Origin of the sequence: Parasynechococcus sp. (assembly GCF_045559935.1) — a bacterium.
Classification (GTDB): domain Bacteria; phylum Cyanobacteriota; class Cyanobacteriia; order PCC-6307; family Cyanobiaceae; genus Parasynechococcus.
Genome location: NZ_JBJLJL010000001.1, coordinates 51,942 through 63,603, shown reverse-complemented (window position 1 = coordinate 63,603; position 11,662 = coordinate 51,942). Strand labels below are relative to the sequence as shown.

The window sequence follows — 11,662 nt, the reverse complement described above, 5'->3', positions numbered from 1 at the left end:
CACCCAATGATCAAGCCGTTTCTCCAGGCTGGTGTTCAGCATCTCGCTGTGATTCACCAGTCCTGGGTCTTGAAGGCTGGCTTTGCGGAAGTTGCGTTCCATCGAACACAAAATATCGAGGGGATCGCGGATCATGCAGACAATTTTGGGGTTGGGATAAAACGCATCAAGGAAGGCGTAATGCACACTCCAACCCCGGCTTTTATCCAACAGCCAGGGCTTATCCGTGAGTGCACTGGCATAGCCCTCCAGACCACCACGACAAAACCCGATGAAGGCCCGCTCCATCTCTTCGCGGTCCTGGGCCTTGAATTCCTCGCCGCGGCTGAACTGCCCGCGGGCCACATAAAGCAGATCCAGCAACCCCGATGTAGGCGTCACATGAAAGGCGGGGTTCTGCCCCACGATGTTGCTGAACAGGGTTGAACCTGCCCGAGGCAGCGACGATTGGAACGCGATGCGGGGAGACATCAACGGGCGAGTGCTGCAGGAAGGCTAAGCAGCTTTTCGGCGTTGATTTCGACGTTCGTTGCCAAATGCTGTGGCTGGTGCTGAAGTGATGCGAAGGCCTGGCTCGCAGCGTGCCCAGGTGAGAATCGGCGCCTCAGCAGGGTCACGCTGGGGCCGTCTTCACTCAGGCTCTGATTACAACTCAGCAGTTTGATCTGCTCATGCTGAGCCTGGCTGATCAGCAGCCGAACATGGTGTTGATGTCGTCGGCGAAGTCACCTTTCAGGTCAGCGGTGGCGATACCTTTCGTGCGCATGAACCCCAGTTGCCGACGCCGCGGTGTGGTGCTCACCGGCACCACCTCATCTCCATCAAGGGCCTGTTCCACATAGCGGGAAAGGAGAGTCTTGGCGTCGTGGAGATTCAACTTGCATGGATTCAACTTTGCCGGGTTGGCGGCTCAGTCACCCGCTCCGTCAGAGCTTCAGGCCTGAGCCCACTTCCCGCGCCAGCAGCAGAACGAAACTGCGGCTTTCCAGCGGAATGGTCACGCCGTTGAACGGCACCGCTTCCGCCGGCAGATCCTGCGGGCTCGGCAGCGAGGTGTCGATCATCCGCATCCAGGGGGAGGCGGGCACCGGCAGCTCGAAGCTCAGCCCTTCTTCGTAGGCGTTGAAGCCCATCCACAGCAGCGCACCGCGGCTGCCCATGTGCAGGCTCGTGGCGGTGGTGGATGACCAGGCCGCCCAGTCGGGCTTGCTCAGTTCCACGCCATGCCACTGGCGCCACAGATCGCTGTGGTCGTTCGGTTTGCGGCTGGCGCTTTCGCGCGGTGGGGCCAGGGGATTGATCAGTTGCGGCAGGGCACGGCGCAGGCTCAGCAGCCGTTGCAGGAACTGCTTCAGCTCCAGATCGCACTGGTCGTCGTTCCACACCATCCAGCTCAGGGGGCTGTCCTGGCACCAGGTGTTGTTGTTGCCGCCTTGGCTGCGGCCCACCTCATCGCCCATCAGCAGCATCGGCACACCGCGCGCCAGCAGCAGCGTGCTCAGCAGGTTCCGCTGCTGGCGTCGTCGCAGCTTCAGCACCTCAGGATCCGTCGTCGGCCCTTCGACGCCGTGGTTCCAGCTGTTGTTGTGGTTATCGCCGTCGCGGTTGTCCTCACCGTTGGCGAGGTTGTGCTTGCGGTTGTAACTCACCAGATCGGCGAGGGTGAAGCCGTCGTGGGCGGTGATGAAGTTCACCGAGCGGCCCAGCTGCACCGGCTTGTCGTTGTAGAGATCCGGGCTGCCCTTGAACCGCTGCGCCAGGGTCCAGGTGCTGTGATCGTCTCCTTTCCAGAACCGGCGCAGCCCATCGCGGAAATGACCGTTCCAGGTGCCGATGCGCTTGGCCGGGAAATCCTCCAGCCGGTACAGCCCCCCGCAGTCCCACGGTTCGCTCACCAGCTTTAGATCGCTCAGCATCGGGTCGGCTTCCATCGCTTCAAACAGCGGTGGCTGATCCAGCGGCTTGAGCGCTGCGCCGCGGCTCAGTTCGATGCCGAGATCAAAGCGGAAGCCATCCACCCCCAGTTCCAGCGCCCAGCAGCGCATCGATTCCAGGATCAGCTGGCAGCTGATCGGATCGTTGGCGGCGATGGAGTTGCCGCAGCCGCTCACATCCAGATAGTCGCCGCTGCCGTTCTGGTGGTAGTAGTGATGATCCGCCAGACCGCGCCAGCTGAGGGTCGGCCCCTGCCGGTTGCCTTCGCTGGTGTGGTTGTAAACGACATCCAGCAGCACCTCGATGTCGGCGTCATGGCAGGCGGCCACCAGCTGCCGCACCTGATGGCGCAGCTGCAGCGGATCGTCTCCACTGGCGTAGCCGTGGTGGGGCGTGAACCAGTTCAGGGGGCTGTATCCCCACACGTTGTCCCGCCCCGGAGGAGCATCGGCCGGATCGAAGGCGAACACCGGCAGCAGTTCGATCGCCGTGATGCCGAGGGTCTTGAGGTAGGGCAGCTTCTCGATCAGCCCCAGATAGGTGCCGCGTCGATCCTCTGAAACCCCGGAATCACCGCGTCGGGTGAAGCCCCCCACGTGCAGTTCGTAGATCACCGAGCGCTGCCAGCTGTGGCGCGGCCTTGGGTGCGCTTCGAAATCGAATCCGTCGCGTTCACACACCACCGCCTTCAGGCAGGCGTGGGCGTTCGGCGACGGGCCGGTGGCCAGCACCCGGTCGTAGACGTCCCATCCGGTGATCGCGCGTGCGGCCGGATCCAGCAGCACCTTGGAGGGGCGGAATCCGTGCGCACCCGGCGCCAGCGGTCCGAAAACGCGGTAGCCGTAGCAGCAGCCCTCACTGAGACCCTCAACCTCCACATGCCAGTAATCACCGGAGCGGTGACGGCGGCCATCCAGTTCGATCACCCGCTCCGGGGCCTGGGCGGAACCATCGGCGAACAACAGCAGCTCAATGCGATCGGCGGCCGGTGCTGCTACCGAGAAGTTCACCCCGCGTCCGGTGAGGCTGCTGCCGAGGGGCCAGGGCGTGCCTGGATGGATGGCGCTCACGGCTCCCTGGCGTCACGGCCTCAAACTAATGGTTTGGCCTGGGTCTGAACGTCATGACCATGACCACCGCCCTGGAGGCGGGCCGGCCGCCGCAGCAGTTGCGAGCCGATCTGTGGCTGTTTCCCCCCAACCGCGACAGTCAGGGCGGCAGCTCCTGGTGGCTGGAGGCGGCGGTGGAGCCGGTGCTGATCGACTGCCCACCCCTGACGCAGGCCACGCTCGATGCCTTGCAGCAGCTGGCGGCCGGCCGCACGCCGCGCATCCTGCTCACCAGCCGTGAGGGCCATGGCCGCCTGCGCCGTGTGCAGGAACGCTTCGGCTGGCCGGTGCTGGTGCAGGAGCAGGAGGCCTACCTGCTGCCGAATGTGCAGCCGATCGACACCTTCGCCGAGGAGCACCGCACCGCTGGAGGCCTGCAGTTGCTCTGGACCCCTGGGCCGACTCCGGGCAGTTGCGTCATCCACGCCCCTGCTGCGGATCTGCTGTTCTGCGGGCGTTTGCTGACGCCGCTGAAGCGCGGTTGTCTTGGACCATTGCGTCATGGCCGCACCTTTCACTGGCCCCGTCAGCTGCGCAGTCTTGAGCGTCTGCGCGAGTGGCTTCCCCCAGAAGCCAGTCCTGAACTGGCTTCTGGGGCGGCGCTTGGCGCCCTGCGAGGCGAGCGGTTGGTGCCCTTCCAGGGCTGGTCCGATGGGGACGAATTGAGCTAATGCGTTGCGGCACGGGACTTGTCGCTTGCAGCACCGGGACACCCTCCATACGATTGGCCGGACTGGGGAAGGCATCGGCGCTCCCCATCGCCCTTACAGAGCCATCTCCGCCTCCTGTCTCTTCCTCAAATGAACAAAGCTGATCTGGTCAACCTGGTGGCTGCCCGCACCGAGCTCACCAAGACCGACGTCTCCATGGTTGTTGACGCCGCTATCGAAACCATCATCGACTCGGTCGTTGAAGGCAAAAAGGTTTCCATCCTCGGGTTCGGCTCCTTCGAGCCCCGCGAGCGCTCCGCCCGTCAGGGTCTGAACCCCAAGACCGGCGAAAAGATCGCCATCCCCGCCAAGCGCGTGCCCGCCTTCACCGCCGGCAAGATGTTCAAGGATCGCGTTCAGGGCTGATCGCTTCCTCAGCAATCTGATCGAATAGGCGGTCTTCGGACCGCCTTTTTGATGGCTGTTCCCTGTTGATGGCTGTTCCTGATCATCTGCAGCGGCATCTGGATCAGGGAAAGCGCCTGCGGCAGGGCCGTCATGGTCGCTTCGCGCCCTCTCCCACCGGCCGCCTGCATCTGGGAAATCTGCGCACCGCCCTGGTCTCCTGGTTGCAGGCCCGCTGCGAAGGCGCCACCTGGCTGCTGCGCATCGACGATCTCGACACGCCACGCAATCGCCCCGGGGCGATCGAGGCGATCGAGGCGGATCTGCAATGGCTTGGCCTGCACTGGGATGGACCGGTGATCCGTCAGAGCCGGCGGCGGGGGCAGTACGGCTCATGGCTGTCGTGGTTGCGGCGCAGCGGCGCCCTGTTCCCTTGCCGTTGTTCCCGGCGGCAGCTGGAGGGGCAGCCGATCTATCCGGGCACCTGTCGCGATGGCGATCGGGGCTGGGGCTGGCAGCAGCAGCGCCTGCCGAGCTGGCGGCTGCGGGTGCCGCCCCAGGATCCCTGCGGCAGCGGTGATGTGGTGCTGCGGCGTGCCGATGGTTTCGTGGCCTATCAGCTGGCCACGGTGATTGACGACATCAGCTTCGGAATCACCGATGTGGTGCGCGGCGAGGACCTTCGCGTTGCCGAAGCGGCCCAGCGCAGTGTGTTCGCCGCCCTGGGCTGGATGCCGCCCCGGTTTCATTACGTGCCGCTGCTCTGCAACGAGCGGGGCGAGAAGTTGTCGAAACGTGAAGCGAGTGCGGGACTGGCTCCGCTGCAGCAGGCCGGTCTGGATTCAGCGGCCGTCGTCGGACAGCTGGCGGCGGGATTGGGGTTGGTGCCCCGGGGCAGCCGCCTGTCCGCTCAGGATCTGCTGGCGGACTTGACGCACCGGGGCTTCCATGCATCGCTTTCTTAAGGAAGGCTTCGGGATCGAGGTCAGCAAAACGGCGCACACTATTTCCAACGGTTTTCAACCCCTCATGACCATCTGCACCGTCTGCGGTGGCAGCGGCATTCAGCGCGTGAGCAGCCAGCGCTTCCGCACCTGTCTGGCCTGCCTCGGCACGGGCGTGATCAGCGCCGCCGTCCAGTCCGCTCCCCTCAATCAGCTGGCCACAGCCACCGTTGCGGCCAACCGCGTTGGTTGTCTGCCGCATTCACGGGGCTGACTGATCAGCTCAGGGGTGCTTTCTGCTTGTTGCGGAGCACGAAGAAGGTGGCGGTTGCCACCACCACAGCCAGGGGCACAGCGGTGAACAGCAGCAGGGCGATGGCGGTCCAGTCGGTGTACACAGTGAGGCGGCGAATCCAAGGCATCATCTCAGCAAACCGCTGTTGCATGCCGTGAACGGTTCCAGGTTCACAGTTGCCGTCTCTCTCCTGCTGGGGCCTCTGATGACCGCTCCGGTGTCCGCGTCCACCATGGCCACGCTGCGTCCGCAGGCTCTGCAGTGTCTGCAGGCCGGACAGGACGCGGCCTGCCGCAGTGCCCTGCTGGTCGCTGAGACGCTTCAGCGCCGGGCGGCGGCCCGCAACGCCTTTCCGTGTCAGACGCTGCTGCTCGGGCTGCAGGCGGATCTGATCATGCAGCAGCTGGGGGAGGGGCGCGGTGATCAGGCCGTCGCCGATGTGGGTGCCACCAGTCGCGGTTGCGCCGGGCTGTGAAGGCTCCCACCGAACCTGCGCATGGTTTTGTTCAGAACAGATAGGTCAGCTGCAGCGAGGCTGTTGGGAACACCACGCCGGCAGCTTGGATGTCACGGTTGATCCGGCGCACTGCGGTTTTGATTTCCTGCTTCGCGAAGTAGGGAAGATGTTTTGGGGCGGTCCAGATCGCCTTGGGGGGTTGATAGAGCTGCACTCCGGCATGAAGTCTGAGCAGGATCTTCTTGCCAGCTCTGATCTGCCAGCCCAGCCCTGCGCTCGGGATCACATTCAAGGGAGGGTGATCGCTGATCAGCCGGATCGATCCGCAGGTTCGGCAGGTGATCGTGAGACCGGAAAACTGATACGACAAGTCGTTGAGCTGGATGTCAGACCTCCCAGACATGTGGTGGAGGTTCAGGCCGGCTTGCAGGAACAGCCCCTGGCTCTGGCTGTTCCCGGTGAGGAATCGGTTGTAGGCCATGCGCAAGCCAGCGCTTTTGACCTCCAGCACAAGCGGTTTGGACAGGCCCGCATCGAAGTCGAGAAGAGGGCCGTTGAAATATTGAAGACCCAGTTCCAGTTGGTCTTTGGCTGAGATGTTGGATTGAATTCCCACCATTCCGCCCTTGTCGCTCACGCCTGCTGACAACCCGGAAATCGGGATGGCGCGGCCTGGCGTGGCATACAGCGAAATCACACCTGCCAGCAGCCATGCGACTTGCTGCCATTGTTGTGTAGGCAATTCTTGACAGCTTTTAGAGGTAAACAAGTGTAGAGTAGCGAAAATTCCCTTTGAAATGCAAAATTTTAAATCGATACCTAATTCTATTGTTTCATATTATCTGGGCATTGACTTCCTTGATTCGGTTCCGAGTGATTATGTTGAGTATCTGAATCCCTCCAGGCATGGTTATCGGCTTGATGAGGGGCGGGTTGATATTGCTTATGCTTCCGATAGTGTTTCATTCGATATTCAGGATTTAATTTTTCAGTACGAAGTTCCTGCCTATGGGGGGTTGGAGAGATCGTTTGTTGATGGTGAGTTGGATGTTCTGATTGAAATGTCCGGTGATGAGGATGATGTGAGTGAGGGGCGCTACGACAGGTTGTCATTCAGCGGCTTTATCGATCTAGAGGCGGATGCGCTTGGAGAAGTGATCGACCTCCAGGAGGACTTCTCCTCCGGGTCTCTCGATGTTGATGTGATTGGTGCCTTCCGTTTCGACAGGGGTGATGAGATTTTCAAGGTTGATCGGGTTGATGTGACCCTTCGGGAGTCGGGGACTGCATGGGAGGCAAGGGTTTTTCCTGAAGCGCGTCGGCAGGGAGGAGTGCTGGCCAAGATTTTCGAGGATGGTGATCTGCTTGGCCGAGTGGTCAAAGACGGCCGCGGTCGTTACGGCGTTGAGGTCAACCGTGATTTGATGTCGCGCTTTTCGATCACGGATCAGTCCGTTAACGCTCTGCTGGCGAGCCAGAACATTGTTTATCGAGATCTTGATCCAGAGGACCTGAGGGTTTCTCTCGGAGGCTCCGAAAATGGTCTGGATATGGATCCCTATTTGGAATTCAGTCTTAATCAGGAATTTGGTGTTTATTCGGTTGAGCGATATCTTGAAGATTGGACGGGTCTCAATCGCGTTGATCTACGCTTCCTGCCATCAAACAGGTTGGACAATGCGACTCATGGGCTGCGGTTGAATCGCTCCTATCAGTCTGTTTTTGATTTGAGCTATGAGGATGCCCTCGTTCGTGGACGCCTCGTTGAGCCTGTTTTGATCAATGCTGAGGAATCTCACGATGTGCTCCTGGGAACCTCCTCTCGTGATCATCTGATTGGTTCCAATGATGGTGAAATCATTGCCGGTGGTGGAGGTCGTGATCGTCTTGTCGGCGGCCGCGGTGCGGATGGATTCCTGATGGATGTGGTACGGCGTTTCGGGCGGCGGAAAATGACGAAGATTGATGATTTTGACGCTCAGGAAGGCGACAGGCTCTTGCTCTCCTCTGCGCTTCTCACTGATGTTGACGATCTGAATCTGGCTTTGGTCAGCGGCAATCGGGAAGCACGCAGTGCTGCACTGACCGAGAGCAATCTGGTGTATGACCTCGGGAAAGGGCGTCTGTATTTCAACCAGAATGGCGATGAAGAGGGTTGGGGAGAGGGTGGATTGTTCCTGAAGCTGAAGGGAGCACCCCAGCTGGATCTCGAGCATCTCTCGCTGCAACGGCAAGCGGTTTCGGAGCAGCTCCCCGAGCCTTATCTCATGGAGCCCGAGGATTACGACTTTGATGAGGATGGCTCGGTGTCATTGCAGACCGATGCAGTGATCGGTGTGCGAAAGATGCTTGGCACGTTCCCCGGAGATGCCTTGTTCGAAGGATTAGGCCCCGTCGCTGACGCGGAGGGTCGAACACAGATCGACGAAACGCTCAATCAGTTGGTGACTCAGAACGCTCTTGATCTTGACCGTGATGGAACTGTGTCGACCCTGACGGATGTCCTGATGCTGATCATGAACATTCAGGACCTGTCCTGAAGGGCGGCATTCAGCTGGTTGCCTCTCGGTGCATCCAGCTGATCCAGTCCGCTGAGATCTCCTGGGGGCAGACCGCCTCGCACTCGAGGTTGCTGCTGCAGCTGCCGAAGCCCTCCTGTTCCATCCGGTCCTGCATGCTGCGGGCCCGCTTGGATCGCTCCGGTTGCCCCTGCGGGAGTTGGCCGAGATGCGCCAGTTTGGCGGCCACGAACAGGCTGGCTGAGGCGTTGCGGCAGCTGGCCACACAGGCGCCGCAGCCGATGCAGGTGGCGGTGTCGAAGGCGCTGGTGGCCTGGTCGCGGCCCACCGGCAGGGCGTTGCCATCCGGTGCCTGGCCGGTGCCGGTGGAGCAGTAGCCGCCGGCGGCGATCAGGCGGTCGAAGGCGGAACGATCCACCATCAGGTCCTGAATCGGCGGGAAGGCCCGGGCGCGCCAGGGCTCCAGGGTGAGCTCCGCACCGTCCTGGAATTCGCGCAGGTACAGCTGACACACCGATGTGGCCCCGCGCGGACCGTGCGCCTGGCCGTTCACCAGGAAACCGCAGCTGCCGCAGATTCCCTCGCGGCAGTCGTGTTCGAAGCCGATCGGTCGCTGCCCGTTGCTGATCAGCTGTTCATTGAGCTGATCGAGGGCTTCCAGCAGCGACAGATCCGGGGAGACGCGATCGAGGGTATGGCTTTCGTAGCCGCCGGGTTGGTGGCGGTCTGTTTGCCGCCAGATGCGCAGGGTGAGCTTCATCGGTAACTGCGGGTGCTCGGTTGCAGGGCGGTGAACTGCAGCGGCTCGCCGTGGCGGATCGGTTCCCCGTCATCCTGGTGCTCCCAGGCTGCGATGTGCGCGAAGTTGGCGTCATCGCGCTGTGCCTCCCCTTCCGCGCTCTGGTGCTCCTCCCGGAAGTGAGCGCCGCAGGATTCCTCCCGGGCCAGGGCATCCCGCAGCATCAGCTGGGCCAGCCCGAAGAAATCCCGCACCCGCAGAGCCTTCTCCAGCTCGGCATTGGGCCCATGGCCCTCACCAGGCACCCGCACCTCCTCCGAGAACCGCTGCTCCAGGGCCGATACCCGGGCCAGTCCATCCCGCAGATCCTCGGCGCGGCGACTGATGCCGCAGCGGTCGATCATCAGGGCCCCCAGATCGCGATGGAAGCTGTCCACCGGTCGCTCCCCCCTGGCGCCGAGCAGGGCCTCGATGCGGCGGCGGGTGCTGTGCAGGGCCTCCTGGCAGGCCGGATGGTCCGGGCTCACCGCCTCTGAGGGTGTGCCCGCCAACCAGGCGGTCACCGTGGAGGGGGCGATGAAGTAGCCATCGGCCAGGCCCTGCATCAGGGCACTGGCACCGAGGCGGTTGGCGCCGTGTTCGGAGTAGTTGGCTTCCCCCAGCACGAACAGCCCCGGGATCGAACTCATCAGCTGGTAGTCAACCCAGAGCCCTCCCATCGTGTAGTGGGGGGCGGGATAGATGCGCATCGGCGTGCGATAGGGATCGTCGCCGCTGATCCGCTCATACATCGTCATCAGGTTGCCGTAACGGGCGGCAATGACGTCGCGGCCCTCGGTTCTGATCGCGTCGGTGAGATCCAGGTACACCGAGCGTCCGCCTGGACCGACGCCGTGACCGGTATTGCAGAGTTCCCGGGCGCGGCGGGAGGCCACATCTCGGGGCGTCATGTTGCCGTAGGTGGGATACATCCGCTCGAGGAAGTAATCCCGCTCCTGCTCCGGGATGTCCGCGGGGGCGCGCTGATCGCCGGGCTGCTTCGGCAGCCAGATGCGCCCGTCGTTGCGCAGGCTTTCGCTCATCAGCGTCAGCTTGCTCTGGAAGGCATCACCGCTGGGGATGCAGGTGGGATGGATCTGGGTGAAGCAGGGATTGGCGAACAGGGCTCCCTTGCGGTGCGCCCGCCAGATGGCACTGGCATTCGATTTCAGGGCATTCGTCGACAGGAAGTAGACGTTGCTGTACCCACCGCTGCACAGCAGCACCGCCCGTGCTGTGTGCACCTCCAGTTCGCCCGTCACCGTGTGACGCGTCACCACCCCCCGGGCCACGCCATCGACGGTGATCAGCTCCAGCATGTCGCGCCGTGTGAGCAGCCTCACCCGGCCCAGCTCCACCTGACGCATCAGGGCCTGATACGCGCCATACAGCAGCTGCTGTCCGGTCTGGCCGCGGGCATAGAAGGTGCGGCTCACCAGCGCCCCCCCGAAGCTGCGGGTGGCCAGGCTGCCGCCGTATTCGCGGGCGAACGGCACCCCCTGGGCGACGCATTGATCAATGATGCCGCTGCTGATTTCCGCCAGCCGCTGGCAGCCGCTTTCCCGGGCCCGGAAGTCGCCGCCTTTCAGGGTGTCGGTGAACAGGCGGCTGACGCTGTCGCCATCCACCGCCATCGCCCGGGCTGCATTGATGCCGCCCTGGGCCGCTACCGAGTGGGCCCGCCGCGGACTGTCGTGATAGCTGAGCACCGTCACCCGGTAGCCCTGCTGGGCCAGGGTGGCGGCGGCTGAGGCGCCGGCCAGGCCGGTGCCCACCACCAGCAGGTCGATCTGGCCTTTGCGCAGGGGGCTGATCAGCGGCAGGGATTCCCGGGTGCGTCGCCAGGCGTCGGCGATCGGTCCTGTCGGAATGCGTGGATCGGGCAGTCCGCTCATGCGGCACCTCCCAGAGCCAGGCTGAGGCTGATCAGCAGGAAGCCCCCACCGATCAGGGCCGCCAGCAGTCGTCCACCCGTGCGCAGGGCGGAGCTGTTGGTTGGGCTCAACCAGCCGAGGCTGCGGTGGGCGGCCTCGGCGCCATGCAGGAGATGCAGCGCCAGCACCAGCGCCGCAGCGGCGTAAACCACGGCATTCAGCGGTTGCTGCAGCACGGAACTCAGCACCGCCCCCTCCTGCCCGGCTGCCGGTCGCGGCCAGCGCAGCTGATTGAGATGCACCACCAGAAACGCCAGCGTGAGCAGGCCGGCGATCCCTTTGCTGCGACTGGCCAGTGCGGCCAGGGGGGCATCGCGGCGGCTGCTGAGCTGGGCACTGTTGCCGGCCCGGCGGTTGGAGATGGCTTTGCTGATCGTGAGACTCACATGCAGGCCGGCGATCCCGGCCAGCCCGATCTCAAATGGCCTCAGCCAGGGACTGGTGTGCAGGGCGGTGGCGTAGGCCTCGAACCGCTCAGGCGCCAGCACCGCAGGGATCAGTCCGCCCAGGTGCACCAGCGTGAACAGCACCAGCAGCAAGCCACTCAGGGCAGCTCCGGTGCGGACGACAGCGGAGGGCAGCGCGATCATTCAGGACCTGTCGGTCAACGCCGCAACACATCATGGTGGAACGGAG

General features: G+C 63.2%; 14 protein-coding genes. 6 read left to right on the top strand and 8 right to left on the bottom strand.

Going from position 1 to position 11,662, the window contains the following annotated elements; all coding sequences use genetic code 11:
• The 3 genes from ACJ0G7_RS00340 to ACJ0G7_RS00330 all read right to left on the bottom strand — a co-directional run.
• The coding region (locus ACJ0G7_RS00340; protein WP_407394679.1) for a sulfotransferase family protein at positions 1-471 on the bottom strand (471 nt) is incomplete at its 3' end.
• A gap of 217 nt (positions 472-688) precedes the next feature.
• Positions 689-877 carry a type II toxin-antitoxin system Phd/YefM family antitoxin gene (locus tag ACJ0G7_RS00335; RefSeq protein ID WP_407394677.1) on the bottom strand — a complete coding sequence of 63 codons (189 nt, stop codon included), beginning with the start codon at positions 875-877 and terminating at the stop codon, positions 689-691.
• 49 nt (positions 878-926) lie between these two features.
• A complete protein-coding gene (locus ACJ0G7_RS00330; protein WP_407394675.1) occupies positions 927-3,005 on the bottom strand; it encodes a glycogen debranching protein in 2,079 nt (692 codons plus the stop codon).
• Positions 3,006-3,058: 53 nt separating this feature from the next.
• Here ACJ0G7_RS00330 and ACJ0G7_RS00325 point away from each other — a divergent pair, with 53 nt between their 5' ends.
• The 4 genes from ACJ0G7_RS00325 (at position 3,059) to ACJ0G7_RS00310 (ending at position 5,317) form a co-directional block, all read left to right on the top strand.
• On the top strand, positions 3,059-3,715 hold the full coding sequence (locus tag ACJ0G7_RS00325; RefSeq protein ID WP_407394673.1) for an MBL fold metallo-hydrolase: 657 nt from the start codon (positions 3,059-3,061) through the stop codon (positions 3,713-3,715).
• Positions 3,716-3,733: 18 nt separating this feature from the next.
• A complete protein-coding gene (locus ACJ0G7_RS00320; protein WP_256381033.1) occupies positions 3,734-4,120 on the top strand; it encodes an HU family DNA-binding protein in 387 nt (128 codons plus the stop codon).
• Between the two features lie 68 nt (positions 4,121-4,188).
• The gene (gene gluQRS, locus ACJ0G7_RS00315) at positions 4,189-5,064 is read left to right on the top strand and encodes a tRNA glutamyl-Q(34) synthetase GluQRS (RefSeq protein ID WP_407394670.1); all 876 of its coding nucleotides are present in this window, start codon (positions 4,189-4,191) and stop codon (positions 5,062-5,064) included.
• Positions 5,048-5,317 (top strand): hypothetical protein, encoded by a 270-nt coding sequence (locus ACJ0G7_RS00310; protein ID WP_407394681.1) that lies wholly within the window; start codon positions 5,048-5,050, stop codon positions 5,315-5,317. Before gluQRS ends, ACJ0G7_RS00310 begins: the two co-directional genes overlap by 17 nt.
• A 4-nt stretch (positions 5,318-5,321) precedes the next feature.
• Here ACJ0G7_RS00310 and ACJ0G7_RS00305 read toward each other — a convergent pair whose 3' ends face one another.
• Complete coding sequence (locus ACJ0G7_RS00305; protein WP_407394668.1) at positions 5,322-5,465, bottom strand: hypothetical protein; 144 nt, start codon at positions 5,463-5,465, stop codon at positions 5,322-5,324.
• A gap of 27 nt (positions 5,466-5,492) precedes the next feature.
• Between ACJ0G7_RS00305 and ACJ0G7_RS00300 the strand changes: the two genes are divergently transcribed.
• On the top strand, positions 5,493-5,813 hold the full coding sequence (locus ACJ0G7_RS00300) for a hypothetical protein (RefSeq protein WP_407394667.1): 321 nt from the start codon (positions 5,493-5,495) through the stop codon (positions 5,811-5,813).
• A 31-nt stretch (positions 5,814-5,844) separates the two neighbouring features.
• On the opposite strand, the gene ACJ0G7_RS00295 is transcribed toward ACJ0G7_RS00300, so the two are convergent.
• The gene (locus ACJ0G7_RS00295) at positions 5,845-6,492 is read right to left on the bottom strand and encodes a hypothetical protein (protein ID WP_407394665.1); all 648 of its coding nucleotides are present in this window, start codon (positions 6,490-6,492) and stop codon (positions 5,845-5,847) included.
• Between the two features lie 100 nt (positions 6,493-6,592).
• Between ACJ0G7_RS00295 and ACJ0G7_RS00290 the strand changes: the two genes are divergently transcribed.
• Positions 6,593-8,335, top strand: a complete 1,743-nt coding sequence (locus ACJ0G7_RS00290) for a hypothetical protein (RefSeq protein ID WP_407394664.1) — start codon at positions 6,593-6,595, stop codon at positions 8,333-8,335.
• Between the two features lie 10 nt (positions 8,336-8,345).
• Here the strand turns inward: ACJ0G7_RS00290 and ACJ0G7_RS00285 are convergent, their stop codons facing one another.
• The 3 genes from ACJ0G7_RS00285 to ACJ0G7_RS00275 are packed head-to-tail and all read right to left on the bottom strand — an operon-like array spanning position 8,346 to position 11,616.
• Entirely contained in the window at positions 8,346-9,074 is a 729-nt protein-coding gene (locus ACJ0G7_RS00285) for a succinate dehydrogenase/fumarate reductase iron-sulfur subunit (protein WP_043692447.1), read from the bottom strand.
• The gene (locus ACJ0G7_RS00280) at positions 9,071-10,987 is read right to left on the bottom strand and encodes a fumarate reductase/succinate dehydrogenase flavoprotein subunit (protein ID WP_407394662.1); all 1,917 of its coding nucleotides are present in this window, start codon (positions 10,985-10,987) and stop codon (positions 9,071-9,073) included. The genes ACJ0G7_RS00285 and ACJ0G7_RS00280 overlap by 4 nt, the downstream gene beginning before the upstream one ends.
• On the bottom strand, positions 10,984-11,616 hold the full coding sequence (locus ACJ0G7_RS00275) for a succinate dehydrogenase cytochrome b subunit (RefSeq protein ID WP_407394660.1): 633 nt from the start codon (positions 11,614-11,616) through the stop codon (positions 10,984-10,986). Before ACJ0G7_RS00275 ends, ACJ0G7_RS00280 begins: the two co-directional genes overlap by 4 nt.
• Between the last annotated feature and the right edge of the window lie 46 nt (positions 11,617-11,662).

What these genes read in the sequence shown, in the direction of transcription:
- ACJ0G7_RS00325 (WP_407394673.1), top strand. Translation starts at nt 3,059, where the DNA reads ATGACCATGACCACCGCCCTGGAGGCGGGCCGGCCGCCGCAGCAGTTG.
- gluQRS (WP_407394670.1), top strand. Translation starts at nt 4,189, where the DNA reads ATGGCTGTTCCTGATCATCTGCAGCGGCATCTGGATCAGGGAAAGCGC.
- ACJ0G7_RS00310 (WP_407394681.1), top strand. Translation starts at nt 5,048, where the DNA reads ATGCATCGCTTTCTTAAGGAAGGCTTCGGGATCGAGGTCAGCAAAACG.
- ACJ0G7_RS00305 (WP_407394668.1), bottom strand. Translation starts at nt 5,465, where the DNA reads ATGCCTTGGATTCGCCGCCTCACTGTGTACACCGACTGGACCGCCATC.
- ACJ0G7_RS00290 (WP_407394664.1), top strand. Translation starts at nt 6,593, where the DNA reads ATGCAAAATTTTAAATCGATACCTAATTCTATTGTTTCATATTATCTG.
- ACJ0G7_RS00285 (WP_043692447.1), bottom strand. Translation starts at nt 9,074, where the DNA reads ATGAAGCTCACCCTGCGCATCTGGCGGCAAACAGACCGCCACCAACCC.
- ACJ0G7_RS00280 (WP_407394662.1), bottom strand. Translation starts at nt 10,987, where the DNA reads ATGAGCGGACTGCCCGATCCACGCATTCCGACAGGACCGATCGCCGAC.
- ACJ0G7_RS00275 (WP_407394660.1), bottom strand. Translation starts at nt 11,616, where the DNA reads ATGATCGCGCTGCCCTCCGCTGTCGTCCGCACCGGAGCTGCCCTGAGT.